Below are 26,335 nucleotides of genomic sequence, written 5' to 3' on the forward strand. Positions count from 1 at the left end.
TGAAAGAACAAAAAAAGCTTGCCAAACAAGAGTTTTTTGTTATAATAGTAAATGTCTTTAATAGTCTGGTGGCGATAGCGAAGAGGTCACACCCGTTCCCATCCCGAACACGGAAGTTAAGCTCTTCAGCGCCGATGGTAGTGAGGGGCCTCCCCTTGTGAGAGTAGGACGTTGCCAGGCATACATATCGGAGGATTAGCTCAGCTGGGAGAGCACCTGCCTTACAAGCAGGGGGTCGGCGGTTCGAACCCGTCATCCTCCACCATACATTTTTAATGTGTATATGCCGGTGTAGCTCAATTGGTAGAGCAACTGACTTGTAATCAGTAGGTTGGGGGTTCAAGTCCTCTTGCCGGCACCACTAAGAGCCATTAGCTCAGTCGGTAGAGCATCTGACTTTTAATCAGAGGGTCGAAGGTTCGAGTCCTTCATGGCTCACCATTTATATGCGGGTGTGGCGGAATTGGCAGACGCACCAGACTTAGGATCTGGCGCCGCAAGGCGTGGGGGTTCGACTCCCTTCACCCGCACTTACTATATTTAATAGAAGAAATGCATTTTGTGTGCGGAAGTAGTTCAGTGGTAGAACACCACCTTGCCAAGGTGGGGGTCGCGGGTTCGAATCCCGTCTTCCGCTCCATAAAATGCCGGGGTGGCGGAACTGGCAGACGCACAGGACTTAAAATCCTGCGGTAGGTGACTACCGTACCGGTTCGATTCCGGTCCTCGGCACCATTTACAAAACTAAGCGCCCGTAGCTCAATTGGATAGAGCGTTTGACTACGGATCAAAAGGTTAGGGGTTCGACTCCTCTCGGGCGCGCCATTATATAAAAGTAGCCGGGAAGTAGCTCAGCTTGGTAGAGCACTTGGTTTGGGACCAAGGGGTCGCAGGTTCGAATCCTGTCTTCCCGATATCCAGTACTGCTAGAAGGAGTCGTCATATAAAATGGGGCCTTAGCTCAGCTGGGAGAGCGCCTGCTTTGCACGCAGGAGGTCAGCGGTTCGATCCCGCTAGGCTCCACCAAATTTAATTATTCATTTTGGCGGTGTAGCTCAGCTGGCTAGAGCGTACGGTTCATACCCGTGAGGTCGGGGGTTCGATCCCCTCCGCCGCTACTTATTGGACCTTTAGCTCAGTTGGTTAGAGCAGACGGCTCATAACCGTCCGGTCGCAGGTTCGAGTCCTGCAAGGTCCACCATTTGAATAGTCATAGTGGAGGAATACCCAAGTCTGGCTGAAGGGATCGGTCTTGAAAACCGACAGGCGGGTTAAACCGCGCGGGGGTTCGAATCCCTCTTCCTCCGCCACTATATAATGATCGTCGCGGGGTGGAGCAGTCTGGTAGCTCGTCGGGCTCATAACCCGAAGGTCGCAGGTTCAAATCCTGTCCCCGCAATCTTGGTCCGGTAGTTCAGTTGGTTAGAATGCCTGCCTGTCACGCAGGAGGTCGCGGGTTCGAGTCCCGTCCGGACCGCCATTTATACATATAACTTAAAAACTATTATAATGATGGCTCAGTAGCTCAGTCGGTAGAGCAATGGACTGAAAATCCATGTGTCGGCGGTTCGATTCCGTCCTGAGCCACCTTCTATGCGGGTGTAGTTTAATGGTAAAACCTCAGCCTTCCAAGCTGATGTCGTGGGTTCGATTCCCATCACCCGCTCCATTTTTATTTTAAATGGGCCTGTAGCTCAGCTGGTTAGAGCGCACGCCTGATAAGCGTGAGGTCGATGGTTCAAGTCCATTCAGGCCCACTTCGTTCCGCAGTAGCTCAGTGGTAGAGCAATCGGCTGTTAACCGATCGGTCGCAAGTTCGAATCTTGCCTGCGGAGCCATTATTTTTACGGGGAAGTACTCAAGAGGCTGAAGAGGCGCCCCTGCTAAGGGTGTAGGTCGCGTAAGCGGCGCGAGGGTTCAAATCCCTCCTTCTCCGCCATAAAGGCCCCTTGGTCAAGCGGTTAAGACACCGCCCTTTCACGGCGGTAACACGGGTTCGAATCCCGTAGGGGTCATAAAATTGTTTCAATATAAAAAATCCACTTGTCGCTTAGACGACAAGTGGATTTTTTATTTATGATCTTCTAGATAGCTGTCTTTTTTCTTGTAAGGAATGTTTCCTAATGGTGATTCGATTCCTTCCTCATCTAATTCTTCTACATATCTTTGTTCTTTTGTAGAACGGTAAAAACCTTCATGCTCACCTTCTATATCTGTTGCTGTGAAGTTCTCATATTCTTCTGTAAATCCCTCTGTTACCTCGTCTATGTCTTCGTATAAGTCATTGTAGTCTCGATGGCCTCTCGTAAAGTCAGAAGGGGTTTCTGACGTACCGTATTTTGCTGCTTCTTGAAAGCTATCTTCATAGTCTTTTATTTCCTTATCTCTATGCAAAAAATGACCATTTCCTCCTGGCTGAAGTATTTCTTCTTCTACTGGACGATCGTTAGCTATTGTTTTTTCAGGAGTATGCTCTACACAATAGAGGGAGGTTGGTACGGCTTGCAATCGCTCAAAGGGGATATCCTTGCCGCATTCCAGACACCTTCCATACTGATCCTTCTCCATCGCTTCTAATGCTCTTACTACTTTTTCAAGTTCGTTGTTATGGTGATCACTTAAAGCAAGATTTTTTTCCCGTTCATGCAGCTCTGTCGCTATGTCTGCGGGATGGTTATCATACATAGAGAGTTCGCCTGTTGTGTCTCGTTCACTGCCCGCCTCAGGCTCTGTTCCTTCTCTGTCTTTATGGTGAATAAGCTGTTCTTTTTGCGCAAGCAAATCGTCTTTTAGCAGCTGTTTTTGTTCTTTTGATAACATTACTTTCACATCCTTATCTCATCTACTGGACGATTATTCGAAAAGCTCTTCTTATCTTTCTTATTTCCTTTCTTTCTTTAATTGAAACATAAGATAGTGGTGTGAAAAAATAACGGGTACACTAAACAGGTGATGGTCAAGGAGGTAGGGTGTAAATAAGGGGGAAACATTGACAGGAAGAGTTCTGGAGGTGTATCTTTAAATAGGTTTGACTAGAATGAATAACTGATTTAAGTGCAATGGAGGAGAGTTCATTGTCTACTATAAAAAGCCAGCCGATCAAAGAAGCTTTTATACAATCGATTCGTGAAAAGCAGCATGACAAACAAACTGCTCTATTTAGTTATGTCGAAAAAATTGATTGGATGGATTCTTTACAATTTTATAAATGCGGACGAGCTCTTTATGCGGGAGAACGTTTTTTTTGGAAAGACCGCGATGGAGAAGTGGAAATTGTCGGTTTAGGCAATATTTATACTGTTCGTAATGAGAATAAGGATCAATCACGTTATACAGCGGCCGAGAAAAAGTGGAATGACATGATTGAAAGTGCATTTATTCACAATTCTTTCGATGCTTACGGAATAGGGCCTGTTTTGTTTGGCGGTTTTTCTTTTGATCCAGAGCAGAGACAAGAGGAAGAATGGTCTACATTTTCATCTGCCTTTTTTTATTTGCCAGAGTATATGCTGACAATATATGAAGGAGAATGTTATGTAACGACCAATGTTATTTGCCCTTCTGATGAGTTAGAAGAGCTCATTGATAAATTAGAAGTGAAAAAGGACTGCCTTTTGTCACAGGTTAACATAGAACGTTCAGAAGAGGGAACGACGTTAACTTCTCTAGAAGAGAAAGGTAGAGAGCAGTGGAAACAGGCAGTCGATCAAGCAGTAAAACAAATTCGCTTAGATGGTGATTTGAAAAAGGTAGTTCTTGCTAGAAAAATTGTGGCAAATTTTGATCAAGAAATTGCTCATGATCAAGTATTAGAACGACTCATTGAACAACAGCCTGACAGCTTTATTTTTTCATTAGAAGTAATGGAATCCTGTTTTTTAGGGGCATCCCCTGAACGATTGGTTCGTAAGCGAAACGAGATTGCTTTGTCTACATGTCTTGCTGGTTCAATTAGAAGAGGACAGAACGACATAGAGGATGCAGCATTAGGAAATGAGTTGCTTAACGATCAAAAAAATCGGATTGAGCATGATTATGTCGTTCAAATGATTAAGAAGGAAATGGAGCGCTTATGCTACACGGTAAATATCCCTTCTGTTCCTGGATTAATGAAGGTACGGGACATACAACATTTATATACGCCTGTTACCGGTTTTACCGAGGAGAATCGTTCGATTTTGCAATTTGTTGAAAGGCTCCATCCGACCCCTGCACTAGGCGGACTGCCAAATGAGAAGGCACTTCCTGTTATTCGCCAGCTTGAGGGAATGGATAGAGGGTTTTATGCTGCTCCTGTCGGCTGGATGGATTACCGGAAAAATGGTGAGTTTGCTGTTGCTATTCGCTCAGGCTTATTAAGCAAACAACAGGCCTTTTTATATGCAGGCTGTGGGATTGTTGCCGATTCAGAGGCGGAGAGCGAGCTAGCGGAGACACGAATTAAGCTCCGACCGATGTTGCGGGCGTTAGGAGAAATAGCTCATGAATAATAAACAAAAAGATTTAACGTTATATAACGCCCATTTCATCGATGGGCTTGTGAAAGCAGGAGTAGAAAGCGCCGTGATTAGCCCGGGTTCGCGGTCTACTCCTATGGCGCTTTTGTTAGCTGAGCACCCTGACATAAAAGTATATGTTCAGATCGATGAGCGGTCAGCCGCTTTTTTTGCCCTCGGATTAGCGAAAGCCTCCGGAAAACCGACAGCTTTGTTATGTACATCAGGTACGGCTGCAGCTAATTACTTACCTGCTGTAGCGGAAGCCAAAAATGCGCGCATTCCGCTTATCGTGCTTACATCTGATCGGCCGCATGAGCTGAGAGAAGTAGGAGCGCCCCAATCTATTGATCAAAATCGTCTCTATGGAACCCATGCAAAGTGGTTTGCTGAGATGGCCCTGCCGGATGCAGAGGAGCATATGCTGCGTTATGTCCGGATCACGGCTGCAAAAGCCGTCTATATAGCGAAGCAGTCGCCAGCTGGACCTGTCCATTTGAATTTTCCATTTCGTGAGCCTCTCCTTCCCCAATATGATGGTTTATTTGAGCGGTTAGAGATCGAAGACTTGCCGGCAATCCATCTTAGTGAAGGAATGCGTATGCTTCCCAAGCAGGAGATAGAGGTACTTGCGGCTATTTTTAAGGAAAAGGAAAAAGGTTTGATTGTTTGTGGGGAACAGCAATCTGAGGGATTTGAAAAAGCGGTAGTGGAATTAGCTGAAAAGCTGGGCTACCCTATATTAGCAGATCCGCTGTCTGGCCTACGGAGTGGAGAGGCTCATTCTCACTTAATTATAGACAGTTATGATGCTTTTCTGCGAAATGAGAAAATCAAGCAAGAGGCTTCCTTTGATATTGTGCTTCGTTTTGGAGCGATGCCTGTATCAAAAGCCCTTACCCAATTTATTGGCAGACATGATGCTATCGTTCATTGTGTAGTTGATAGCGGCGGTGGTTGGAGAGAGCCGATTGGAGTGGCTACTCATATGCTTGCTGCCGATGAAAGTGCTTTTTGCCAAGCCTTATCCGCGCGCCTGAACGAGCAAAGAGACAGAAGTTCTTGGTTGGAAAATTGGATGCACATTAATCAAGCAGCTAAAACCATTATGCAGAGTGTAGGGGAACATGCGGAGCTGGATGAGGGCAAGCTGTTTTATGAGGTATTACAGCGCCTTCCTGATCATTCGGCCCTATTTGTCGGCAATAGCATGCCTATTCGCGATTTAGACTCGTTCTTTTTCACAGACGAGCGCAGAATCCGTTTGCTGGCCAATCGGGGAGCGAATGGAATTGATGGACTAGTGTCTAGTGCGCTCGGAGCGGCGGCTGTTACTTCCCCGCTGTATTTAATTGTGGGAGATTTGTCTCTTTTCCATGATCTGAATGGTTTGTTGGCTGCTAAGTTGAATGGAATCAATATAACGGTTATTGTCATTAATAATAACGGCGGAGGCATTTTTTCTTATTTGCCGCAGGCGGGAGAACAGAAGCACTTTGAATTGTTGTTTGGTACTCCAGCAGATCTTGATTTTTCCCATGCAGCGAAACTTTATGGGGGAGATTATGAGCGGGTGACAGATTTAGCTTCTTTAGACAACAGTATGGCTAAAGCAGCTAAAGGGGATGGTTTGCTCATTATTGAAGCGATTACCGATCGAGCAAAAAATGTAGTGGCTCACCGCGAATTATGGGAGAAAGTTTCCCAGGAAATGAATAAATTGACGGCAGGTGAGGGCTTTTGGAAATAGAAGTCCACGGCTGCCGATATTATGTTGAAGTAAGCGGCAAAGGAGAACCTTTGCTATTATTGCACGGATTTACTGGGAATGTAGACACTTGGACAGAAACGATCGCTTATTTAAGAGACCATTACCTGTGTGTAACGGTTGACATTATTGGCCATGGGAAAAGCAGCTGTCCGGCAGATGAAGAAAGATACAAGATGGAGTTAGTCGCCCGGGATATGATCGAACTCATGAACAAGCTAGGTTATGCTAAGCTTCATCTGTTAGGCTATTCCATGGGAGGAAGGTTGGCGCTTACGATGGCTGCCTTATTCCCAGACGCTGTCGAATCTTTGTTGTTAGAGAGTACTTCTCCCGGTTTAAAAACGGAGGAGGAACGCTTACAGCGCAAAAAAGGAGACGCCGCTCTTGCTGAGAGAATAGAGCGGGAAGGAATGGAAGCCTTCATCGATTACTGGCAGGAGATTCCCTTATTTGCGACACAGCGTACATTGCCAAGTATACAGCGAGAAGCGATCAGACAGCAGCGGTTACAGAATTCTGTTAAGGGGCTTAGCTGCTCGTTAAAGGGTATGGGAACAGGTTCGCAGCCTTCTTGGTGGGAAGCTCTGCCCAGGCTTTCTATGCCGGTACTGTTGATCACTGGCACAGAAGATAAAAAGTTTACAAAGATTGCTGCTGAAATGGCTCGGTTGCTTCCTTCAGCTGTGTGGAAAGAAATAAACGGAGCAGGGCATGCGATTCATGTGGAAGATTCCGCGAAGTTTGGTACAATAATAAAGGAGTTTTTATCCCATACATAATAAGGAGGAAATAATAGGTGGCTATTAATTGGGTTAGCGAACGCGAATACGAAGACATTTTGTACGAAACATATAACGGTATTGCGAAGGTAACGATTAATCGTCCTGAGGTACATAATGCTTTCCGTCCTAAAACGGTAATGGAATTAATCGACGCTTTTGCTTACGCACGGGATGATGAAAAAATTGGTGTCATTGTTTTAACAGGCGCTGGAGAAAAAGCATTTTGCTCAGGCGGAGACCAAAAAGTACGCGGTCATGGCGGTTACGTTGGCGAAGACCAAATTCCACGCTTGAATGTATTAGACTTACAACGATTAATTCGTGTTATTCCAAAGCCAGTAGTTGCGATGGTAGCGGGTTATGCAATTGGCGGCGGACACGTTCTTCATGTTGTGTGTGATTTAACGATCGCAGCAGAAAATGCGGTGTTTGGTCAAACAGGTCCAAAAGTCGGCAGCTTTGATGCTGGTTATGGTTCTGGTTATTTAGCTCGTATCGTCGGCCATAAAAAAGCACGTGAAATTTGGTACTTGTGCCGCCAGTACAATGCACAGGAAGCGCTTGATATGGGTCTTGTGAACACGGTTGTTCCATTAGATCAATTAGAAGCAGAAACAGTAAAATGGTGTGAGGAAATGCTTGAGAAGAGCCCAACTGCTTTACGTTTCCTTAAGGCAGCGATGAATGCAGATACGGACGGTCTTGCTGGCCTCCAACAACTTGCTGGGGATGCGACATTGCTTTACTATACAACGGACGAGGCAAAAGAAGGAAGAGATGCGTTTAAAGAAAAACGCAAGCCAGACTTTGGCCAATTCCCTAGATTCCCTTAATAGAAAGTGGGAATACCTGTTTAAAGCAGGTAACAATAAGACAAGCCGGTGAAATAAATAGGCGCTTTTTAGCTATATGTCTAATATATAAAGATTGGCTTGAATAAGAGTGTCACTAATTTTTACCATGAATAAAATATCCCCCGGCTGGCGGGTAAATGTGAAAGCTTGATGGGCAGCCATCAAGCTTTTTTTGTCAGTCAGGTGAGGCAGGAGGAATGAGAAATGGCCGAAAGAGTGCCGAACTGGTTAAAACAGCGGGCTTTCTTAACCCCTGATCGTCCGGCTCTGTTTTTTGAAAAAAGCACCTGGACATTTGCCCAATTGTATAAAAGATCACTGAGCTGGGCAGCAGAATTAGAAAGGGAAGGGTTGAAGAAGGGAAACCGAATCGGGCTTCTTGTCCAAAACACTCCGGATGCTGTATGTGTTATTCATGCTCTTCAGCAATTAGGAGCCGAAGCTGTTCTTCTGAATCATCGGTTAACGACAAACGAATTGATGTGGCAGCTAGAAGACGCTGAAATAGCAGCTATTGTTTATGACCCGGTGTATCAGCAAACTGTCGATCAATTAGACGACACCTTCATTCGAAAAGACGTGACGGCTATTTTATCTCCTATTGAGTTCAAAAGCAGAGATGAGTTTTCCCTTGCTGATACCTGTTCGATTATGTATACGTCTGGTACCACAGGAAAGCCGAAAGGTGTTCGCCAAACATATGGCAACCATTGGTGGAGCGCAACCGGATCAGCCTTCAATCTTGGATTGCACGAGAATGACTGCTGGCTTTGCGCAGTGCCGATTTTTCATATAAGCGGCTATTCTATTTTAATGCGCAGCGTTCTCTACGGCATGCCGCTCCGTTTGTATACTCACTTTGATGAAAATGAAATTAATCAGGCGCTTAAACGAGGAGAAGGGACAATTATTTCTGTAGTATCAGCGATGCTAAGTCGTCTTATAGAGACGTTAGAAGGCAGCTATCATCCTAATTTCCGCTGCATGCTTCTTGGCGGCGGGCCGGCTCCTAAACCGCTGCTTGAGACTTGTGCAGAGAAAAAGATTCCAGTATTTCAAACATACGGGATGACAGAGACCTCCTCACAAATTGTGACGCTGCCGCCAGAATATAGCTTAACAAAGCTTGGATCAGCTGGAAAGCCGCTGTTTCCATGTCAATTAAAGATTGATGCTCCGCCTTGCTCAGAAGGAGAAATCCTTGTTAAAGGTCCAAATGTGACGGCGGGCTATTTGAATCGGGAGGAAGCGAATCAGGCTGCTTTTACGGATGGTTGGTTCCATACTGGGGACATTGGTTATGTAGATGAAGAAGGATTTTTATTCGTACTAGACCGCCGTTCAGATTTAATCATTTCAGGTGGAGAAAACATCTATCCAGCGGAAATAGAAGCTGTTTTGCTCAGTCACCCAGCGGTTAGAGAGGCTGGTGTTGCTGGAGTCGCTGATGAGAGATGGGGAGAGGTCCCGGCAGCCTTTATCGTTGAGAAAACACAAGTAACAATAGAAGAGTTAAGGGCATTCTGTGAGGAACGGCTAGCGAAGTATAAGTGTCCCGCTTATTTTGTGAAGTTAGAATCATTGCCAAGAAACGCTTCTAAAAAGCTGCTGCGCCGTGAATTGAAAACGAGGTTTAAAGAAGAGAAATGATGCGGAAGAACACGTTCCGATCGCTAAAAAAGATGAGGCTAACATCAGTGCCAGCTGATGTTAGCCTCATCTTTTTAAATGATGTATGATTAATGGCTCACACTTATAACGGCAAGCAGACAATGAAAAATAGAAAGAAGACTAGGCTGTTGACAAACGTTCGCTTTCAATCGGTCTCATGATATAACACTTTCAAACGAAGCCTCTCTTATTCATTCGTTTTGCTTTCAGACAACGGCTTCTTTTTCTTGCGATCTGCCCAAGTTTCTGGCACAAGATCAAAGCCGCCCGGATGAAAGGGATGGCATTTTAAAATACGGACAATCGTCAAATATCCGCCTTTCCAGGCACCAAACCGTTTGACCGCTTCCAGGCCGTAATGAGAGCAGGTCGGATAGAATCGGCACGTAGGTGGTTTTAAAGGAGATATTACTTTTTGATAAAAGCGGATAAGGATCATAAAAAGTTTTTTGAGCATAAAACCTCTGCCTTTACTTTAGGTCTGATTCTTTTTTATCGGGTTCCTGCTGTAAATGCGGATTGTTCTCAAGCGGATCGACTGTATGTTTAAATGCATAGCCTTTATTCACTGTGAAGACAGATAGCGCAATAACGACCGCAATAATGATAACCGACAAAATCATGATAATAACCAATTAACTTCCCCTCCCATGACTATCATACCATTTTTTTAGTCCGCTTGCAGAAAAGAATCGTTAGTTTTAAAAGCTGCAAAGAGTGGTAATAACTGAAGAGTAGGATAATTAACAGGAGGAATGAAGAATATGTCTAAACAATTAATAGAAAGTGTAAACAAGCAAATTGCCAACTGGACAGTGATGTACACCAAATTACATAATTATCACTGGTTCGTAAAAGGACCTCAGTTCTTCGCACTTCATGAGAAATTTGAGGAGTTTTACACAGAAGCAGGTGTCCACATTGATGAATTAGCAGAGCGTTTGTTAGCGCTAGAAGGGAAACCAGTAGCCACATTGAAAGAAAGCTTGCAGATGGCTTCTGTAAATGAGGCAGAAGGCGGAGAAACAGCAGAGCAAATGGTCCAATCTACAGTAGATGATTTCACAACGATGATTAATGAATTAAAAGAAGCCATGGATCTTGCTGCAGAGGTAAATGACGAAACAACAGGTGATATGCTGCTTTCGATTCACCAGGGCCTTGAAAAGCACGTATGGATGTTAAAGTCGTTCTTAGGAAAATAAGCATAAAGTTAAAAAGGATGCCCCTAGCCGAGGCATCCTTTTTGTTTATATTAAGATATAAAGAAGAAATGCTCCCATTAAGGGAGCAGTTTTTATGTATTTAATGGTACAGGCGTTTATCACCGAAATCATTTCCGGCATCATACATATCAAATCTCTGTTTTAATGCTTCAAATAGGTAAAGACGGAAAAAGTAGGCTAACTCCTCTTCGTTTAATTCTTTAATAATGTTTAACATCTCTCTTTGCGACAGTTGTTCAAGTACAGCCAATGTAATCATATCTAGGTCTTCTTCTGTTCCCTGAAGCTTTCCACGGTAAATTTCGAATAATTCATCTACCAATTTCAAGTTGATCTTCTCCTTTGCTTTAGGATAGTATATTCGTTCTCTTGTCCCTTTATTAACATTTATACCCCAATTCAGCCGAATAAACCAACGAACCCGCCGAATCAAAAAATGTTCTGTCTCATTCATTTTTATAGGTAGACGGGGAACGATAAGCAGAGGAGGTGTCTAACATGCAGGAAGAAAAAAATGTTTACTATATCGCGATTGAAACGGGGGAGATTATGCGGAATCCGACAGTCTCCCCATGGAACTTCAAAATTTATGCAACAGATGAAGAAATTACGTCTTTAAGGGAGTTATTTGATGCTAACTATTCAGTAGAAGTGGCCAACTTTCTTCGCGCTCATATTCCGTATCGTGAATACCATAAAGATACCGAAAATGATCAGTATGATGCTCATTTAAGAAAAGTCTATCAAACGATTTATGAACTTGGAGATGAAGAGGCAAAACAGCACATAAGAGAAATGGGAGACTTTTAATAAGCAGGTCTTTAATAGCCTTGACAAAGAAAAATAAGGTATAATGAATTCAAACTGAAGAAACTTTACAAGCAATCTGTTTGTGAAGGTTGACGATAGAAGCAGGGGGAAGGCATGGTTGAATTCATCGATAAAAATGGCTGCCGGGTGACACTCGCTTTTCAGCGTGAGGCCTTTTCATTGTCAGCCCGGCATGTCATTGTTTTTTGTCGCTTTGAGGAAAAGTGGCTGCTGACACTTCATCCAAAACGCGGATTAGAATTTCCGGGAGGCAAGGTAGAGGACGGGGAGACAATTGAAGAGGCAGCAAGGCGCGAAGTCTTTGAAGAGACGGGAGCGCTTGTGGAGGAGCTGCAGTTTGTTGGTGAGTATTTTGTTAGGCGGTCCAAAAACCCTTTTGTAAAGGCGGTTTTTTTTGCAAAAATAGGGAAGGTAGAAAGAAAAGATGATTATTTAGAAACAGAAGGCCCGGTTTTGTTCGGAGAGAACTTACTCACAGAAAGAATGAACGACTGTTTTAGCTTTTTGATGCAAGATGAAGTAGTCGAAAAGACGTTAGACTTTCTAAAGGAAAAACAATGGCTGAAATGACGATAAATGTGTGGTGATAATATGAAAAGAATCATTGAGCGCTTTCGTTTTCCTTCTCCGAATCCGCATGTTGTTCTGTCTATGATTACTTATTGGTCAGGGGGACTAAAAGTCAAAGGCTTACTTGCAGAGCCGGCAGCGGAAGGTACATATGATGGTTTTCTTTATTTACGGGGAGGCATTAAAAACGTGGGCATGGTTCGTCCAGCACGTATTGCCCAGTTTGCCTCTGAAGGTTTCATTGTTTTTGCTCCTTTTTATCGCGGTAATCGCGGGGGAGAAGGAAATGAAGATTTTGCTGGAGAAGATAGGGAAGACGCTTTTGCTGGCTTTGAATTATTGCAGTCCCACCCGCGTGTAACGAACCGGGTACATATCTTTGGATTCTCCCGAGGCGGCGTGATGGCTTTGCTTACGGCCATCGAAAAAGAACAGGCTGCTTCTGTTGTGACGTGGGGCGGCGTGTCTGACATGATGTTAACCTATGAGGAAAGAAAAGATTTACGGCGAATGATGAAAAGAGTAATTGGCGCAAGCCCTTACAAGCAGGAAGAGCTATACAGCTGGCGTACACCACTTTACCAGCTTGAAAGGTTAAAAGCCCCTGTGTTAATCATTCACGGGCTAAAAGACGAAAATGTTTCACCTGAGCATGCGTTTCGCTTGGAAGAACGGTTAAGACAGGTGGAACATCCGGTTGAAACGTGGTATTTTGATCAATATGATCATTATTTCCCACCGGCTGTAAACCGGAAAATCGTGACAGATTTATGCGCTTGGATGAAAAAACAACGATAAAAAGAATGCCAAGGAGGGGAAGGGCATGGGGATGCCAATGGAATTAAATACAATCATCGTGACAAAAGGAAGAGAACAGAGAAAGGAAGAAAATTTGTTTTCTCTGAAAAAAGAAGGTTACCGGCTGTATCCAATTGATATTCCAATTAATGTATATAAAACAAAAGACGGGGATATTACCGGAACGGCTGTTATTGAAAAAGTAGAGTGGCAAAAAGATCAAACCGAAATCCTTTACAGGCTCGTTTCCTTAAATTCAATCAACTGATAAAAAGGCACCGGAGTACGGTGCCTTCAGGCTGTTGACAAACGCTCGCTTTCGTCGTTGCTCGTCTGGCTGCGGTGCTCATGACCAGTATGGTCACTCTGCTCCTCACCAGGCTTCGCGCCTCGAAAGACAAGCGCTTTCAATCAGCCTGAGATATTAGAAATAAACTTCGTCTACACACTAAAGGCACCGGAATACGGTGCCTTTTTATCGGATATTTAGATTTGTGGTCCGCCAAGTTCGATAATTTCTTTCGAAACATTGTTGAACTTTTTGAAGTTTTCACGGAACTTGCCAGCAAGTTCTGCAGCCTTTGTCATGAAGGCATCTTCGTCTGCCCAAGCTTTACGCGGAATTAGAACTTCATCCGGTACACCCGGTACGTGAAGCGGAATTTGCAGGCCAAATGTTTTTGTTGTATACGTTTCAACGTTATTTAATTCGCCTTCTAGAGCTGCTTGAACCATTGCGCGTGTATAAGCGAGTTTCATACGAGAACCAACGCCATATTCGCCGCCAGTCCAGCCTGTATTAACGAGGAACACCTGAACGTTGTGCTCATCGATTTTCTCACCGAGCATTTCCGCATAGCGTGTTGCTTCAAGCGGAAGGAATGGTGAGCCAAAGCATGTAGAGAATGTTACTTGCGGAGAAGTGACTCCACGCTCTGTACCAGCAAGCTTAGATGTGTATCCGCTCAAGAAATGATACATTGCTTGCTCTTTTGTTAACTTGCTGATTGGAGGCAGAACGCCGAATGCATCAGCTGTTAAGAAAATGATTGTATTTGGATGACCAGCTACACTTGGGTCAACGATGTTATCAATTGCTTGTAATGGATAAGCAGCACGAGTATTTTCTGTCAAGCTGTTATCATTGTAATCTGGAATGCGAGATTGTTCATCAAGTACCACGTTCTCAAGGACTGAACCAAAACGGATCGCATCAAAAATTTGTGGTTCTTTTTCACGAGAAAGTCCGATTGTTTTAGCGTAGCAGCCGCCTTCAATATTAAACACGCCGCTCGCAGACCAGCCGTGCTCGTCATCACCGATTAAGCGGCGATTTGGATCAGCACTTAACGTTGTCTTACCTGTACCTGAAAGACCGAAGAACAATGCTACGTCACCTTCATAGCCAACGTTTGCTGAACAGTGCATAGATAAGATGTCGTTTTCTGGAAGTAGATAGTTCATTACAGAGAAGATTGATTTTTTCATTTCTCCTGCATATTCCGTTCCGCCGATCAACACAATGCGGCGCTCAAAAGAAATGATAACGAATGCTTCTGATTTTGTGCCATCTACTGCAGGATCTGCTTTGAAGTTCGGCGCGGATACGATTGTAAAGCCTGCTTGATGATCTTTTAATTCTTCTTCAGTCGGACGAATGAAAAGCTGATGAGCAAATAAGTTATGCCATGCGTATTCATTGATCACTTGGATTGGAAGACGGTGAGCTGGATCAGCCCCTGCAAATCCTTTGAATACGAATAGTTCTTCTTGCTCCTTTAAATAGTTGATCACTTTCGTGTATAATTGATCAAATACTTCTGAAGAAATCGGTTCGTTCACGGGACCCCAATCAATTTTATCTTTTGTTGATGGTTCTTCAACGATAAACTTGTCTTTAGGAGAACGCCCTGTATACTTTCCCGTTTCAGCACTTACTGCTCCAGAAGCAGTTAGAACGCCTTCTTTGCGATTAAGTACTTTTTCTACGAGCAGCGGCACAGATGGCTGCATTGTTACGTTAGCACCTTTTAAAAGTTCCAAAATTTCGTTTGAAACACTAGCAGTTTTCATAAATAAATAACCATCCTTTATCTGAATTTAAATGAATTGGTATCTTAATCGTTTACTCAAAAATAGTATAACACATTACATTTAATAGTCTATACTATTCATTTATTTTTTTTTGTGACTTTTTATTAACAAATTGTTCCCTTCTTTATGAAAAGAAACCGGAAAAAACAAAGAGATTTTACACTAAATCTGTTGACATTGCCAGAGGGATTACGTATGATGTAACCTTGAACGGATACTCTTATCCTGAGCTGGCGGAGGGACAGGCCCAATGAAGCCCGGCAACCTGCTTGATTATAGGCGGCAGTCAGAACAGAGACTGACCAGCACTTATATCCTTATAAGATTATTTTCAAGACAAAGGTGCTAACCTGCAGCAAGGGCAAAACCTTGAGCGATAAGAGTGAAAGGCCTATGTTGACAAGACCAACCTTTCCTCTCTTTATTTCAGGAGGGGTTTTTTTATTTTTAAAAGGATAAACTTAGGGAAAATGAGTACCGTACCATTAACGATCGGCAGTTTCGTTGATCATTTTTAAGGAGGAAGTTTCATGACTAAAAATCGGCGTCTCTTTACTTCAGAGTCAGTTACTGAAGGGCATCCGGACAAAATTTGTGATCAGATTTCTGATGCCATCCTGGATGAAATCTTGTCAAAAGATCCAAATGCGCGCGTAGCGGCAGAAACATCTGTTACAACTGGACTTGTACTCGTAGCAGGGGAAATTACAACATCTTCTTACGTGGACATTAATAAAATCGTTCGTGAAACAGTAAGAGAAATTGGCTACACACGTGCAAAATATGGATTTGATGCAGATACTTGTGGTGTGCTGACATCTATTGATGAGCAGTCTCCTGACATTGCAGCAGGGGTAGACGTTGCTCTTGAAGCTCGTGAAGGTCAAATGAGTGATGAAGAAATCGAAGCGATTGGTGCAGGCGACCAAGGCTTAATGTTTGGCTTTGCTTGTAATGAAACAAAAGAATTAATGCCGCTGCCGATTTCACTTGCCCATAAATTGTCCCGCCAGCTGACAAAAGTAAGAAAAGACGAAACGTTAAATTATTTGCGTCCAGATGGTAAAACACAAGTAACCGTTGAATACGACGAGAACGACAAGCCAGTAAGAATTGACACTATCGTTATTTCAACGCAGCATCATCCGGAAGTAACGCTTGAACAAATTCAAAGCGATTTGCGTGAGCAAGTGATTAATCCAGTTGTTCCAGCTGAATTAATTGATGAGAATACAAAATTCTTTATTAATCCAACAGGCCGTTTCGTTATTGGCGGACCTCAAGGGGATGCTGGTTTAACTGGCCGGAAAATCATTGTGGATACATACGGCGGATATGCACGCCATGGCGGTGGAGCATTCTCCGGTAAAGATCCAACAAAAGTAGACCGTTCAGCAGCTTATGCCGCTCGCTACGTAGCGAAAAATATTGTTGCTGCTGGCCTAGCTGATAAATGTGAAGTGCAGCTCGCTTATGCGATTGGTGTAGCACAGCCTGTATCGATTGCAATTGATACATTCGGTACTGGAACGGTTTCTGAGGAGCAGCTTGTGGAACTTGTTCGCAGCAACTTTGATCTTCGTCCAGCCGGTATCATTAATATGCTTGGACTTCGCCGTCCGATTTACAAGCAAACAGCAGCTTACGGACATTTTGGCCGTACAGATGTCGATCTTCCATGGGAAAGAACAGATAAAGCTGACCTCTTAAAAGAACAAGCAGCAAACTAATGAAGAATCAAAAAGCCTGGAGACTTTTTAATAGTCTTCAGGCTTTTTCTGTATGCTCTTATAATATTGTCCCTTTTCTACATACTCTCTTACAATGCGCTCCATGTCTTTTCGGTCTTCCTCATTCACGGGACGAATGACTTTCGCTGGCCGTCCGAATGCGACAGAGTGAGGAGGAATGACCTTGCCCTGTGGAACGAGACTGCCAGCTCCAATAAAGGCACCTTCACCGATTTCAGCATTGTCAAGAATAATGGATCCCATCCCAATAAGAGCGTTTTTTCTAATTTTACAGCTGTGCAGGATTACCTGATGGCCAATCGTGACTTCATCTTCAATGATGAGCGGATTATTTGGGCTTTGGTGAAGCACGGAATTATCCTGAATGCTGACTTTTTTCCCAATCACAGTGGGAGCTACGTCTCCTCGAATAGAGGTATTAAACCAAACATTGGTTTCTTCGCCGATTGTCACGTCGCCGGTAATGGTTACGTAATCCGCTATATAAGCGGAATCAGCAATTTTCGGTGTTTTATTGTTATAAGGATAAATCATCTTTCTCCCCTTCCTTTATTTGTCCCGCCAAAGATAAGCAGGATCAATTTGCTTATTATTTTAACTAAAACGATTTGATTTGTATAATAGAAGGTAAAAAGTATAGGACTATAAAAAGCCGGAGGAAGATGCGTGATGTGGAAATGGGAAACAAAACAACAGCCGAAAGGTGTCATCGTTATGATTCATGGAGCGATGGAGCATCATGGCCGTTATGGCTGGCTGATTGAAATGTGGCGCAGAAACGGCTTTCATGTGGTAATGGGCGATTTGCCTGGCCAAGGTATGACATCGAGAGCACAAAGAGGACACATTTCATCTTTTAATGAATATATCGAGGAAGTAAAAGACTGGGTACAGGCAGCCTACCAGTTTGATTTGCCTTTATTCTTATTAGGACATAGTATGGGAGGGCTAATTGCCATCCGGCTGCTTCAGGAAATGGAAGTAGAAACGGCAGGGGTTATTTTATCCTCCCCTTGTCTTGGGATGATTCACACCCCGCCAAAGATTGTCGACATTCTATCGCATGGGCTAAATTCACTCTCTCCTTCAGTAAAGTTTTCTTCTGGATTGACAGTCGAAATGGCGACAAGAAATGAAGAGGTTAGACAAGCTGATAAAGAGGACATGCTGTATGTGAACAAAGTGTCCGTTCGCTGGTACCGTGAACTGCTTCAGGCGATGAAGACAGTCGACTTAAAGACAGGGGCAGTGCCAGATGTTCCGCTTCTCGTTATGCAAGCAGGACATGACTTAATCGTTGATAAAAAAAGTGTGAGAAAGTGGTTTCATCGTCTTGATTTATCAGAGATGCACTATAAGGAGTGGCCGGGTCTTTATCATGAAATATTTAATGAACCGGAACGGGAAGAAGTCTTTCACTATGCTAAGGGATTTGTAGAAAATAGACTGCGTTTATTAGGGTACGTGATTGAGGAATGAGGTGACAAAATGCCAGTCCCGATGACACCGTTGCACTTAATGCATAGCATGTATAAAAGGGTCTTTCCGATTGTCCATGAACAGCTATGTTATTGGAAAGCAAAAGCGAAAGAGATTCCAAATGAAGAATTGCGCCGCCAGGCTCTCTCCAGTATTACTCATAAAACATTTCATTGCGAGGGAGGGGCTGTGCTGGCATTATTGTCGGGGAAAAACTTTACAGAAGCTATTCGCTTTATTGTTGCCTATCAGACGATTAGTGATTATCTTGATAATCTTTGTGATCGCAGTACGTCGCTTGATCCAGCTGATTTTGCGGCTCTTCATGAAGCGATGGAAGATGCTTTGTCACCAGGGGCGCCGCTGCGCCATTATTATCGCTATCGCTTAGATCAAAATGATGGTGGCTATTTAGTCGAACTAGTCAAGACGTGCCAGTCCGTGCTCGCTGAAATGATGGGCTATGAAATCATTTCTCCTTTTCTCAAAGAATTATGTCGCTATTACTGTGATTTACAAATACACAAGCACGTAAAAAAGGAAGAGAGAGAAGAGCGCTTAATCAAATGGTTCAAAGAGAATCAACGCGATTGGCCGCAGATGGAATGGTACGAATTTTCCGCCTGTGCGGGTTCAACACTTGCCATCTTCTGTTTAGTAGCATATAGCTTAGATGAACCGTTAACGCCTAAAGGGGCACAGCAAATAAAAGAAAGCTACTTCCCTTATATTCAAGGGCTTCATATTTTGCTGGATTATTTTATTGATCAGCAAGAGGATCAAGAAGGCGGCGATTTAAACTTTTGTTTTTATTATCAAAATGAGGAGCAATTGTTCCAGCGGTTCATTTATTTTATAGAGCAGGCGGACGAACGGGTAAATGGAATAAAGCATGAGAAATTTCACCGGCTGATCAATCGGGGGCTACTTGGCATGTATTTATCAGATTCAAAGGCCAATGAGTATAAAGACATTCAAGAAATCTCTAAAAAAATAATTCGCAGAGGCGGAGCAGCCTCTCGATTTTTCTATCTAAATGGACGTACATACAGGCGGATGCAACAGTGGTTTCCGCACTGGTTTGGAAAGTATAGGGTTCATTAGAAGACAGTGAATGAGAATGAAGGAGGTCTACAGTGGGATTGAAGTTAAGCATATTAGACCAATCACCAATTTCAGAAGGAACAACAGCGGAAGAAGCATTAGCGGAAACGGTCAAACTAGCTCGTCATGCCGAAAAGCTGGGATATGAGCGTTTCTGGGTGTCAGAGCATCACGATGCTTCCACCCTTGCCGGATCTTCTCCGGAAGTACTGATGGCCTATTTAGCAGCGAAGACCGAAACTATCCGGATTGGCTCAGGCGGAGTGATGCTGCCTCACTACAGTCCTTACAAGGTAGCTGAAAATTTTCGGGTGCTTGAAGGACTGGCGCCAGGCAGAATTGATGCCGGAATCGGAAGAGCACCCGGCGGCATGCCGATCGCTTCATTGGCACTTAATAGAGGAGAATACCGTCAAGTTGATCGTTTTTCTGAACAAGTGGATGAATTGTTGACCTATCTTGCTGGGGATGAAGAGAGCGGACCTTATCCGGGGCTAAAAGCTACACCACTCGTTCAAACGGTACCGGACGTCTGGATGCTTGGCTCAAGCGGCTCAAGTGCTATGCTTGCCGCGCAAAAAGGGCTTCCGTACACGTTTGCTCAATTTATTAATGGAGACGGAGGGCCAGACTATATGGCTGCTTATTATAGCTCCTTTCAGCCATCCTGCTTATTGTCAAAGCCAAAGAGTATGGCAGCAGTGTTTACAATTTGTGCCGAAACAGACGAAAAGGCAGAACATCTGGCATCGAGCTTAGATTTATCCTTGCTGATGACAGCTCAGGGAATGAAATCAAACGGCGTACCGAGCCCAGAACAAGCAGCAGCTTACCAGTATAGTAAGTATGAACGCCAATTTATCCAGGAGAACAGGAAGAGAATGGTCGTTGGCAGTCCTCGGCGTGTACGAGAACAATACGAGCAAATCAGTGAACAGTATAAAACAGAAAATATAATGGCTGTCTCTATTATGTACGATTTTCAAGACAAGTTAACATCATTTGAACTGCTAGCAGAAGCTATTCGGACATAAAAAAGCGAACACAGGCGTTTATGAGCCGTGTTCGCTTTTTTATTAGCCAAAATAAGGGACTTATTATCGAAGTGGGAGATTTATTATCCAAAGCTGGGCATATATTATCCGAAACCGAAGATATTTTATCCAAGCTGAAAAAGTTATCTTTTCTCGATTGCTATAATAAATGGTGGATTATTCAGCTGATTGATAAACTCATAACGAAGTACGTGAGCTTCCTGCTGATCAATCCTTTCTACAAAGCGGATCAGCTCCTCTTTTTCCACAGCTCCTTCCTCATGGCCGTGATAAATGACGAGGACAATGATCCCTCCAGATGCAAGCATGGAAAAAATCTGTTTCACAGCCGAAATGGTTGTATCCGGCCTAGTCACGATTGATTTATCCCCTTTTGGCAAATAGCCGAGGTTAAAAACCGCTCCTTTCAGCTGTCTTTGCCACTCAGCGGGAATAACGGCAGCTGCTTGTTCATGTCCACAGTCAAATAAAATTACCCGTTCGTTTAACTGCTGCTCCTGCAGGCGGACAGCTGTATTTGTTAATGCTTGCTCCTGGATGTCAAATCCAAAGACACGGCCACGTTCACCGACGAGTTTAGCTAGAAATACAGTATCATGGCCGTTGCCAACTGTTGCATCAATAGCCGCGCTCCCATCCGTTACTGCTTTTTCTAACAGTATGCGTGCAAATGGTAAAATTCCATCTAAGTTCATGATGTCTCCTTTCTTTCCATTAAGCCATCTTCGATGATTATACTTAAAATAAATGATTATTGGTATAATGCAAATAATTAATAGAATGATAGCAATCGAAAAAATTAAAAAGAAGGGGCGTTGCCTTTTGAATATAGTCGTCACAAAGCCGTCTGATATTAAAATGGTCTCTGATCTCATACAGTTAATCAAGCAGCTCTGGACGTTAAAGTCCTATAAAGTGCTTCAGGAGTGGCTGGCACAAATAGAAACAGAAGAGGAATACTACCGCTTGATCCGTTTAGCGGATGCTGGCGGAATGTATCGCTACAGCGACTTTTTAGCCACAGCGGCAAATAAGCGATTTCAATCTATCCGTACGTTTTCTTGGTCTTGTTATCGTCTGCTTGAGCAAGGAAGAAGCTTAGAAGCTGAAACGAAAATGAAACAACGCCTATTTGATGAAGGGGAAGAGTCTTTAACAGCGGACGAGAAAAAACCAGCCTATCTTTTACTCGTCAAAGCACTTTGTCAACTATATCGTTATCAAGAAGCAGCAGATTATATCCGTTTGATTCAAGAAGCAGGTGCTGTTTTATCACCAGACCAACTAGCTGATTTTTATTTGGAAACGAATGATTGGGAGCAGGCAGAACAAGAAGTGAAGAAAGGGCTTGATTTGTCATTCAGTGAGCGAGGAGATGTTAGCTGGATTGTGTACGCTGATCTCTTATCGAGACAAGGTCATCATGAAGAAGCGCTTCGTGTACTGCAAAAAGGAGCTGAAGCTTTTCCGCAATGCCCGGTATTTCAGCTGGAGCAGATGAGAGGATTTCGTTTAACAGATAACTTCCAAGCGATTCTTGATCATGCTGACCAGTGGAACAAAGAAAATCCTTTTCATACAAATGTAGATTATTTTATTTATTTAAAGGCAGAGGCGTTATACAAGCTGGAACAATGGAGCGAGCTGGAACAATGGATTTTAGAAAATAAAGCGGTATTAAAAAAGACAGCACTCGGCGGGCGGACCATTGATCAAACGGGAAGTTACCGGGAAATTGCTATTGAGCCAATTCGGCAAAAGCTAAATTATTGTGTGCCAGCCACGCTGTCGATGATGTTACAGACAGTCGGAAAGGAAATATCACAGGATGAGATTGCTGAACACATTTTTGATGTGACGGGTTCAAAGCTGATGACAGCTATTGATTACATGGCGTCACTTGGCTTTTCATCTGCCTTCTTTAAAGGAACCATTCAACTATATAAGTACTTTATCGACGCAGGCTGCCCTGTCATGCTTGATCTATTGATCGAAAATAATTCACATGTTCAGCTTGTTGTCGGATACGACGATCGGTTGGGCGTGCTGTTAGTCCAAGATCCTAATGAGCTAGAGACGTTGTTTATCCCTTATGAAGAAGTTGCACAAACCTACCGGTTAAAAGAGCAGCTTTCGATCGTATTCGTTCTGGAGGAGCAAAAAGGGCTGCTTGAGCGATTAAATCCGCAAACCCATGAGTTTTTTCAAGAAATATTCATGTACTTGGAAGAAATGGAGAAGGATGCGGAAGGGACTGTTACGGACTTTCTTGCTTATCTCATAGAGAAAGAGGAAGAAGTTTTTTCTTCCATTATTGGTTTAACAATGATTGAACATGTGAAAGTGAAGCCTTATTTGAATAAGTGGATTGATCATGTGAAAAAGCGGTTTGGTGAAGAGGATGAGGAAATCCAGCTGATCATTGCCCATTCTTATTATATGCATGATGAGACCGGCAAGGAGTTTCAGCAAGTGATGGATCAGGTCAAACGAAAAAATGCTTATGCGCACTTTCTTTTAGGAATTGTCGGTTATCAAAATGATCAACCTGAACGCGCTATTTTCCATTTAAAGCGCTCACTTGAAAAAGATCCTTTCCAGCCGTCCGCTTACGCCTATTTAGCCCGATGCTGTACTGAGCTTTCACAGTTTCAGCTAGCACAACATTGGTCGTTTGTAGCACTTGAACAGGCAGAAAAGGATGAATTCACCCGCTCGACGCACGCACTTATTTTGCTGGAGTCGGGTGCCAACCAAGAAGCACTGAGTGAGTTCGAAAAGCTGTCTAAAGATTATCCGAATGATCATTATTATGTGTATGAAGTGGGACGCTGTTATATGGAAATGGACGATAGCCGGGCGATTACCTGGTTCAAACGAGCACTTGAAATGAATCCGGCCGTTCCCTATCCTTATTTGCGAATTGCAGAAATTCGCATGAACGAAGAAAAGTGGGAACGAGCGGAAGCTTATTTGCAAACCGGGTCAGAGGAGGTTCCAAAAGAAGAAACAGGGATCATTTGGTTATATATTGGTCATACGCGCATGGGCCGAGAGCAGTACAGTCATGCAGAGGAAGCCTACAAACGTGCTGCTGAACTTGATCCTAACGGTGACTTGCTGGCAGTTGTATATGAGGCGCAGTCGATTATTCAACAGGGAGACTGGCAGCGGGCAAAGACTGTCATCCGCTCCTATGGACAGCCTTCTGAACATCCTGATATATACGTAAGAGCCGGTGCTATGATGATAGAAGAAGCGGAGGCAGACAGCGAGAAAGAGCTTGGCCTTTGTTTTATGGAGGAGGGCCTTTTGAAAGGCGCTGAGCTGGAAGAGCATGTTTCGCTCTATGTGGAGTACGTAGAAGGGACGCCATTTATCCACCGAGCGCTTGCTTTTCTGCAAAGGCTGCGAGTTCAGTATTCGTTAAGTGACCTTTACTGCTATGAAGCGATCTTTCAAGAACAGTTGGAGAATCTAACTCTTGCTGAAACACTTTTGCTGCAAGCAGTGGAGATGGACACACAGAGTACTTTTCCTCATTATCGTCTCGGAAAGCTATATCGGTCAGTGGAAAAAACGAATCTAGCCGAGCAGCATTTATTCAAGTGTCTAGAACTTGATCCTGACTTTACAGCTGCCCATGATGAATTAGCGAGTCTGTATGAAGAGCTTGGCGAGACGGAAAAGGTAAAAAAATATCGTTTTCGAGTATTAGAGGCCATGCCGCAAGCGTGTGATATGAAGGAGTTTGCAGCGTTGATGTCTTCACCGGCAGAACGGGAGAAGCTGAAAAATCATTTGGAGCATTTGCGGGGAATGATTGATGAACAATGGCGTCTTGGAGCTCTAAGTGAAGTGCTGGAAACAGAAGAAGCGATCCTTTTACTTGAGCAAGAAGAGGCTGTAGAGCTGAAAGCGAAACTAGCGGAGCTGTATTCTGAAAATGGTCAGGTGAAAGAAGCGCTGATGCTCATTACAGCCCTCATTCAAGCAGAACCGGATAATAAATCCCTCTATGAATCTTGGATGAAAATATTATATAGCTCAAAAAAACTGCTAAAAATCGAGAGGCTCATTCAGAAAATGGGATTGTCATCCGAAGATGCAGCGGTTGTGTACAGGAATAGTGGTGATGCGCTCGTTCCTTATGCTGAAAAATTAGAAGAAGAGAAGCAGGGACTATGGAAAAAAATCACGGGAGGCTTAAAAACAGTAGGGCTGATCAGTGTCATCATTGCTTTATATGAAAAAGCGATTGAGTTAGACCCAGATCATCATGAAAGCTATGATCGGCTTGCTTTATTTTATATAGAACGAGAGGTCACCGATGAGGCGTGGAAAGTGCTGAAACGCTATCTCGATGTTCATGATGATGACCATCTGCGTTTTAAAGCGGCAGCTGCTGCCCTAAGTTATGGAGCAGAAACCGGTAAAGAGCAATATACAAAAGAAGCTCAGGAACAACTTCTCTTATTAAAGAAACGCCACCCATCTGATGGAGACGCACGGGAAATGCTGGCTGATTCATTTCTTTTGCTTGGCCAGCTAGAGGAAGCACTAAAAGAATATGAGGCACTTATTGAAAAGGCCCCTTATAAAGTGGAAGGATATGTTGGAAGGATCCTAGCGTATGCGGAGCTCGATCAAACAGAAAAAGCAAAACAGTGTACAGGACAACTGCCGAAAGAAATGCAAGAAAGAGTATGGAACCAACTAGAAGAACTAGCGGACGACCATCCGGCGTTACACGGGATAGTCAATAAGTAAAAGAAAAAAGACCGGCTGCGCTTATGCACCGGTCTTTTTGGTATCATAAGCAGAATGGAATTATCCCTTGAAAAAAGGGCGGAATAATGTATTATGAGAATGAGTTGTTTTTAGAATAATCATTCAATTGTAAAATCTTTTCATTAGGGGATCTCGAAGTGATAGAAGCGGATAGATAGCGCACTGTTTTCTTCCGTGCTTTCTCCTAGTTTAGGAAGCAAATTTACAGTTTGATTTTTTATTACACTAATTGGAGGAAGCGCTATGAGGAAGAGAATTAGCAAACTAATATTAGGTTTAGGGATGGCAGGTCTTTTAGTTTTCCTATCGGCCTGTGGACAAGAAGGGACGAAAACGGGGGAGAAGAATCCAGAGAAAAAGGTCATTGTAGGGACTGACGCAGCTTATGCGCCATTTACATACATGGATAAAGGAAAAATTGTCGGTTTTGATATCGATATCGTAGATGCCATTATGAAAGAGGCTGGCTATGAATATGAGGTGAAAAACATCGGGTGGGATGCTCTTTTTGAAAGTACGCGTCAAGCTGACCAGATAGATCTGGCCGTTTGTGCGATTACGATTAGTGATGACCGAAAACAGACCTATGACTTTTCATCTCCCTACTACCAGTCTACTCATATGATTATGACCAATAAAAGCAATCCTGTTAAAAGCGCAAACGATCTAAAAGGATTAACGGTAGGAGTGTTAAATGGTTCAACGGGACAGATGGCGGCTGAACAGATTTTAGGAAAAAATAGCCCAGATATTAAAAAGTATGAAAGTGATGCAGTGTCTATTATGTCGTTGAAGAACGGTGCTGTTGCTGCCGTCATCGCCGATAACACTGTGATCAATGAATACTTGAAAAATAACCCGAACGAGCAATTTAAAACACTCGAAGATCATAAAAATTTTAATGCAGAGTTTTACGGATTAATGCTGCCGAAAGACAGTGAATTAACTTCTAAAGTTGATAAAGCCCTTAAGAAAATTATCGAAAATGGCACGTATAGCAAAATATACGAAAAATGGCTGGGAACAGAGCCCGACATAAAAGCATTGCAAGCCGCACAATAA

Annotated in this window: 23 protein-coding genes, 20 tRNA genes, 1 rRNA gene and 1 riboswitch; of the genes, 37 read left to right on the plus strand and 7 right to left on the minus strand. The window is 43.4% G+C overall.

All coding sequences use genetic code 11. The features are described 5' to 3' along the window. The first annotated feature begins 64 nt into the window (after positions 1 to 64). The 21 genes from rrf (at position 65) to A8F95_RS00105 (ending at position 2,015) form a co-directional block, all read left to right on the plus strand. Positions 65 to 180, plus strand: a 5S ribosomal RNA gene (rrf, locus tag A8F95_RS00005). Between the two features lie 9 nt (positions 181 to 189). Continuing rightward, positions 190 to 265, plus strand: a tRNA-Val gene (locus A8F95_RS00010). A gap of 20 nt (positions 266 to 285) precedes the next feature. Continuing rightward, positions 286 to 361 (plus strand) — tRNA-Thr (locus A8F95_RS00015). Between the two features lie 4 nt (positions 362 to 365). Beyond that, positions 366 to 441: transfer RNA gene (locus A8F95_RS00020), tRNA-Lys, on the plus strand. A gap of 7 nt (positions 442 to 448) precedes the next feature. Next, positions 449 to 530, plus strand: a tRNA-Leu gene (locus tag A8F95_RS00025). 35 nt (positions 531 to 565) lie between these two features. Continuing rightward, positions 566 to 640: transfer RNA gene (locus tag A8F95_RS00030), tRNA-Gly, on the plus strand. A gap of 6 nt (positions 641 to 646) precedes the next feature. Beyond that, positions 647 to 735 (plus strand) — tRNA-Leu (locus tag A8F95_RS00035). Between the two features lie 13 nt (positions 736 to 748). After that, positions 749 to 825 (plus strand) — tRNA-Arg (locus A8F95_RS00040). A 15-nt stretch (positions 826 to 840) separates the two neighbouring features. Further along, positions 841 to 914: transfer RNA gene (locus A8F95_RS00045), tRNA-Pro, on the plus strand. 36 nt (positions 915 to 950) lie between these two features. Then, positions 951 to 1,026 (plus strand) — tRNA-Ala (locus A8F95_RS00050). Positions 1,027 to 1,044: 18 nt separating this feature from the next. Then, positions 1,045 to 1,118, plus strand: a tRNA-Met gene (locus A8F95_RS00055). Positions 1,119 to 1,124: 6 nt separating this feature from the next. Then, positions 1,125 to 1,201, plus strand: a tRNA-Ile gene (locus A8F95_RS00060). 16 nt (positions 1,202 to 1,217) lie between these two features. Next, positions 1,218 to 1,310, plus strand: a tRNA-Ser gene (locus tag A8F95_RS00065). Between the two features lie 15 nt (positions 1,311 to 1,325). Beyond that, positions 1,326 to 1,399: transfer RNA gene (locus tag A8F95_RS00070), tRNA-Met, on the plus strand. A 4-nt stretch (positions 1,400 to 1,403) separates the two neighbouring features. Then, positions 1,404 to 1,480, plus strand: a tRNA-Asp gene (locus A8F95_RS00075). A 34-nt stretch (positions 1,481 to 1,514) separates the two neighbouring features. Further along, positions 1,515 to 1,587 (plus strand) — tRNA-Phe (locus A8F95_RS00080). A gap of 8 nt (positions 1,588 to 1,595) precedes the next feature. Then, positions 1,596 to 1,669: transfer RNA gene (locus A8F95_RS00085), tRNA-Gly, on the plus strand. 14 nt (positions 1,670 to 1,683) lie between these two features. Continuing rightward, positions 1,684 to 1,757 (plus strand) — tRNA-Ile (locus tag A8F95_RS00090). 6 nt (positions 1,758 to 1,763) lie between these two features. After that, positions 1,764 to 1,838, plus strand: a tRNA-Asn gene (locus tag A8F95_RS00095). Positions 1,839 to 1,848: 10 nt separating this feature from the next. Continuing rightward, positions 1,849 to 1,939: transfer RNA gene (locus tag A8F95_RS00100), tRNA-Ser, on the plus strand. A 4-nt stretch (positions 1,940 to 1,943) separates the two neighbouring features. Beyond that, positions 1,944 to 2,015 (plus strand) — tRNA-Glu (locus A8F95_RS00105). 55 nt (positions 2,016 to 2,070) lie between these two features. Here A8F95_RS00105 and A8F95_RS00110 read toward each other — a convergent pair. Beyond that, on the minus strand, positions 2,071 to 2,820 hold the full coding sequence (locus tag A8F95_RS00110) for a TraR/DksA C4-type zinc finger protein (RefSeq protein ID WP_065408710.1): 750 nt from the start codon (positions 2,818 to 2,820) through the stop codon (positions 2,071 to 2,073). A 254-nt stretch (positions 2,821 to 3,074) separates the two neighbouring features. Between A8F95_RS00110 and A8F95_RS00115 the strand changes: the two genes are divergently transcribed. The 5 genes from A8F95_RS00115 to A8F95_RS00135 all read left to right on the plus strand — a co-directional run bounded on the left by A8F95_RS00115 (position 3,075) and on the right by A8F95_RS00135 (position 9,553). Beyond that, the gene (locus A8F95_RS00115) at positions 3,075 to 4,490 is read left to right on the plus strand and encodes an isochorismate synthase (RefSeq protein ID WP_065408711.1); all 1,416 of its coding nucleotides are present in this window, start codon (positions 3,075 to 3,077) and stop codon (positions 4,488 to 4,490) included. Next, positions 4,483 to 6,246, plus strand: a complete 1,764-nt coding sequence (menD, locus tag A8F95_RS00120) for a 2-succinyl-5-enolpyruvyl-6-hydroxy-3-cyclohexene-1-carboxylic-acid synthase (RefSeq protein WP_065408712.1) — start codon at positions 4,483 to 4,485, stop codon at positions 6,244 to 6,246. The genes A8F95_RS00115 and menD overlap by 8 nt, the downstream gene beginning before the upstream one ends. After that, positions 6,237 to 7,046: a 2-succinyl-6-hydroxy-2,4-cyclohexadiene-1-carboxylate synthase gene (gene menH / locus A8F95_RS00125; RefSeq protein WP_342669928.1), complete on the plus strand. Its 810-nt coding sequence runs from the start codon at positions 6,237 to 6,239 to the stop codon at positions 7,044 to 7,046. Before menD ends, menH begins: the two co-directional genes overlap by 10 nt. Before the next feature lie 23 nt (positions 7,047 to 7,069). After that, positions 7,070 to 7,882: a 1,4-dihydroxy-2-naphthoyl-CoA synthase gene (gene menB, locus A8F95_RS00130; protein ID WP_425414966.1), complete on the plus strand. Its 813-nt coding sequence runs from the start codon at positions 7,070 to 7,072 to the stop codon at positions 7,880 to 7,882. A gap of 225 nt (positions 7,883 to 8,107) precedes the next feature. Beyond that, positions 8,108 to 9,553, plus strand: coding sequence for an o-succinylbenzoate--CoA ligase (locus tag A8F95_RS00135; RefSeq protein ID WP_065408713.1), 1,446 nt, complete (start codon positions 8,108 to 8,110; stop codon positions 9,551 to 9,553). 208 nt (positions 9,554 to 9,761) lie between these two features. Here A8F95_RS00135 and yidD read toward each other — a convergent pair whose 3' ends face one another. Together yidD and ytzI are read right to left on the minus strand one after the other, a co-directional pair. Then, a complete protein-coding gene (gene yidD, locus A8F95_RS00140) occupies positions 9,762 to 10,031 on the minus strand; it encodes a membrane protein insertion efficiency factor YidD (RefSeq protein WP_065408714.1) in 270 nt (89 codons plus the stop codon). Positions 10,032 to 10,044: 13 nt separating this feature from the next. After that, entirely contained in the window at positions 10,045 to 10,209 is a 165-nt protein-coding gene (gene ytzI, locus A8F95_RS21490; protein WP_077247145.1) for a YtzI protein, read from the minus strand. Between the two features lie 129 nt (positions 10,210 to 10,338). On the opposite strand from ytzI, the gene A8F95_RS00145 reads away from it, so the two are divergent. Further along, positions 10,339 to 10,779 (plus strand): Dps family protein, encoded by a 441-nt coding sequence (locus tag A8F95_RS00145; RefSeq protein ID WP_049663906.1) that lies wholly within the window; start codon positions 10,339 to 10,341, stop codon positions 10,777 to 10,779. Between the two features lie 100 nt (positions 10,780 to 10,879). Here A8F95_RS00145 and A8F95_RS00150 read toward each other — a convergent pair whose 3' ends face one another. Then, positions 10,880 to 11,128 (minus strand): DUF6154 family protein, encoded by a 249-nt coding sequence (locus tag A8F95_RS00150; protein ID WP_049663905.1) that lies wholly within the window; start codon positions 11,126 to 11,128, stop codon positions 10,880 to 10,882. A gap of 170 nt (positions 11,129 to 11,298) precedes the next feature. On the opposite strand from A8F95_RS00150, the gene A8F95_RS00155 reads away from it, so the two are divergent. From A8F95_RS00155 to A8F95_RS00170, 4 genes are all read left to right on the plus strand, one after another. Then, positions 11,299 to 11,610: a hypothetical protein gene (locus A8F95_RS00155; protein WP_049663903.1), complete on the plus strand. Its 312-nt coding sequence runs from the start codon at positions 11,299 to 11,301 to the stop codon at positions 11,608 to 11,610. A gap of 114 nt (positions 11,611 to 11,724) precedes the next feature. Continuing rightward, positions 11,725 to 12,201 carry an RNA deprotection pyrophosphohydrolase gene (gene ytkD, locus A8F95_RS00160; RefSeq protein ID WP_065408715.1) on the plus strand — a complete coding sequence of 159 codons (477 nt, stop codon included), beginning with the start codon at positions 11,725 to 11,727 and terminating at the stop codon, positions 12,199 to 12,201. Positions 12,202 to 12,222: 21 nt separating this feature from the next. Further along, on the plus strand, positions 12,223 to 12,999 hold the full coding sequence (locus A8F95_RS00165; RefSeq protein ID WP_065408716.1) for an alpha/beta hydrolase family protein: 777 nt from the start codon (positions 12,223 to 12,225) through the stop codon (positions 12,997 to 12,999). A gap of 25 nt (positions 13,000 to 13,024) precedes the next feature. Next, complete coding sequence (locus tag A8F95_RS00170; RefSeq protein ID WP_049663898.1) at positions 13,025 to 13,267, plus strand: DUF2584 domain-containing protein; 243 nt, start codon at positions 13,025 to 13,027, stop codon at positions 13,265 to 13,267. Positions 13,268 to 13,485: 218 nt separating this feature from the next. Here A8F95_RS00170 and pckA read toward each other — a convergent pair whose 3' ends face one another. Then, positions 13,486 to 15,072 carry a phosphoenolpyruvate carboxykinase (ATP) gene (gene pckA, locus A8F95_RS00175; RefSeq protein WP_049663896.1) on the minus strand — a complete coding sequence of 529 codons (1,587 nt, stop codon included), beginning with the start codon at positions 15,070 to 15,072 and terminating at the stop codon, positions 13,486 to 13,488. Positions 15,073 to 15,310: 238 nt separating this feature from the next. After that, a riboswitch (SAM riboswitch) is annotated at positions 15,311 to 15,476 on the plus strand. A gap of 147 nt (positions 15,477 to 15,623) precedes the next feature. On the opposite strand from pckA, the gene metK reads away from it, so the two are divergent. Then, positions 15,624 to 16,823: a methionine adenosyltransferase gene (metK, locus tag A8F95_RS00180; RefSeq protein ID WP_065408717.1), complete on the plus strand. Its 1,200-nt coding sequence runs from the start codon at positions 15,624 to 15,626 to the stop codon at positions 16,821 to 16,823. A gap of 27 nt (positions 16,824 to 16,850) precedes the next feature. On the opposite strand, the gene A8F95_RS00185 is transcribed toward metK, so the two are convergent. Beyond that, a complete protein-coding gene (locus A8F95_RS00185; protein WP_049663893.1) occupies positions 16,851 to 17,378 on the minus strand; it encodes a gamma carbonic anhydrase in 528 nt (175 codons plus the stop codon). 135 nt (positions 17,379 to 17,513) lie between these two features. Between A8F95_RS00185 and A8F95_RS00190 the strand changes: the two genes are divergently transcribed. Genes A8F95_RS00190 through A8F95_RS00200 form a run of 3 tightly spaced genes read left to right on the plus strand, consistent with a single transcriptional unit; the run spans position 17,514 to position 20,461 of the window. Beyond that, positions 17,514 to 18,323, plus strand: coding sequence for an alpha/beta hydrolase (locus A8F95_RS00190; protein ID WP_065408718.1), 810 nt, complete (start codon positions 17,514 to 17,516; stop codon positions 18,321 to 18,323). A gap of 9 nt (positions 18,324 to 18,332) precedes the next feature. Continuing rightward, a complete protein-coding gene (locus A8F95_RS00195) occupies positions 18,333 to 19,427 on the plus strand; it encodes a tetraprenyl-beta-curcumene synthase family protein (RefSeq protein WP_065408719.1) in 1,095 nt (364 codons plus the stop codon). Positions 19,428 to 19,459: 32 nt separating this feature from the next. After that, positions 19,460 to 20,461, plus strand: coding sequence for an LLM class flavin-dependent oxidoreductase (locus A8F95_RS00200; RefSeq protein WP_065408720.1), 1,002 nt, complete (start codon positions 19,460 to 19,462; stop codon positions 20,459 to 20,461). Between the two features lie 143 nt (positions 20,462 to 20,604). Here the strand turns inward: A8F95_RS00200 and mnmM are convergent, their stop codons facing one another. Then, a complete protein-coding gene (gene mnmM / locus A8F95_RS00205) occupies positions 20,605 to 21,177 on the minus strand; it encodes a tRNA 5-(aminomethyl)-2-thiouridylate-methyltransferase MnmM (RefSeq protein WP_065408721.1) in 573 nt (190 codons plus the stop codon). 127 nt (positions 21,178 to 21,304) lie between these two features. On the opposite strand from mnmM, the gene A8F95_RS00210 reads away from it, so the two are divergent. Further along, entirely contained in the window at positions 21,305 to 25,252 is a 3,948-nt protein-coding gene (locus tag A8F95_RS00210) for a tetratricopeptide repeat protein (protein WP_065408722.1), read from the plus strand. A gap of 264 nt (positions 25,253 to 25,516) precedes the next feature. Next, entirely contained in the window at positions 25,517 to 26,335 is an 819-nt protein-coding gene (locus A8F95_RS00215) for a basic amino acid ABC transporter substrate-binding protein (protein ID WP_065408723.1), read from the plus strand.

Origin of the sequence: Pseudobacillus wudalianchiensis (genome assembly GCF_001685015.1) — a bacterium.
Lineage (GTDB): Bacteria > Bacillota > Bacilli > Bacillales > Domibacillaceae > Pseudobacillus > Pseudobacillus wudalianchiensis.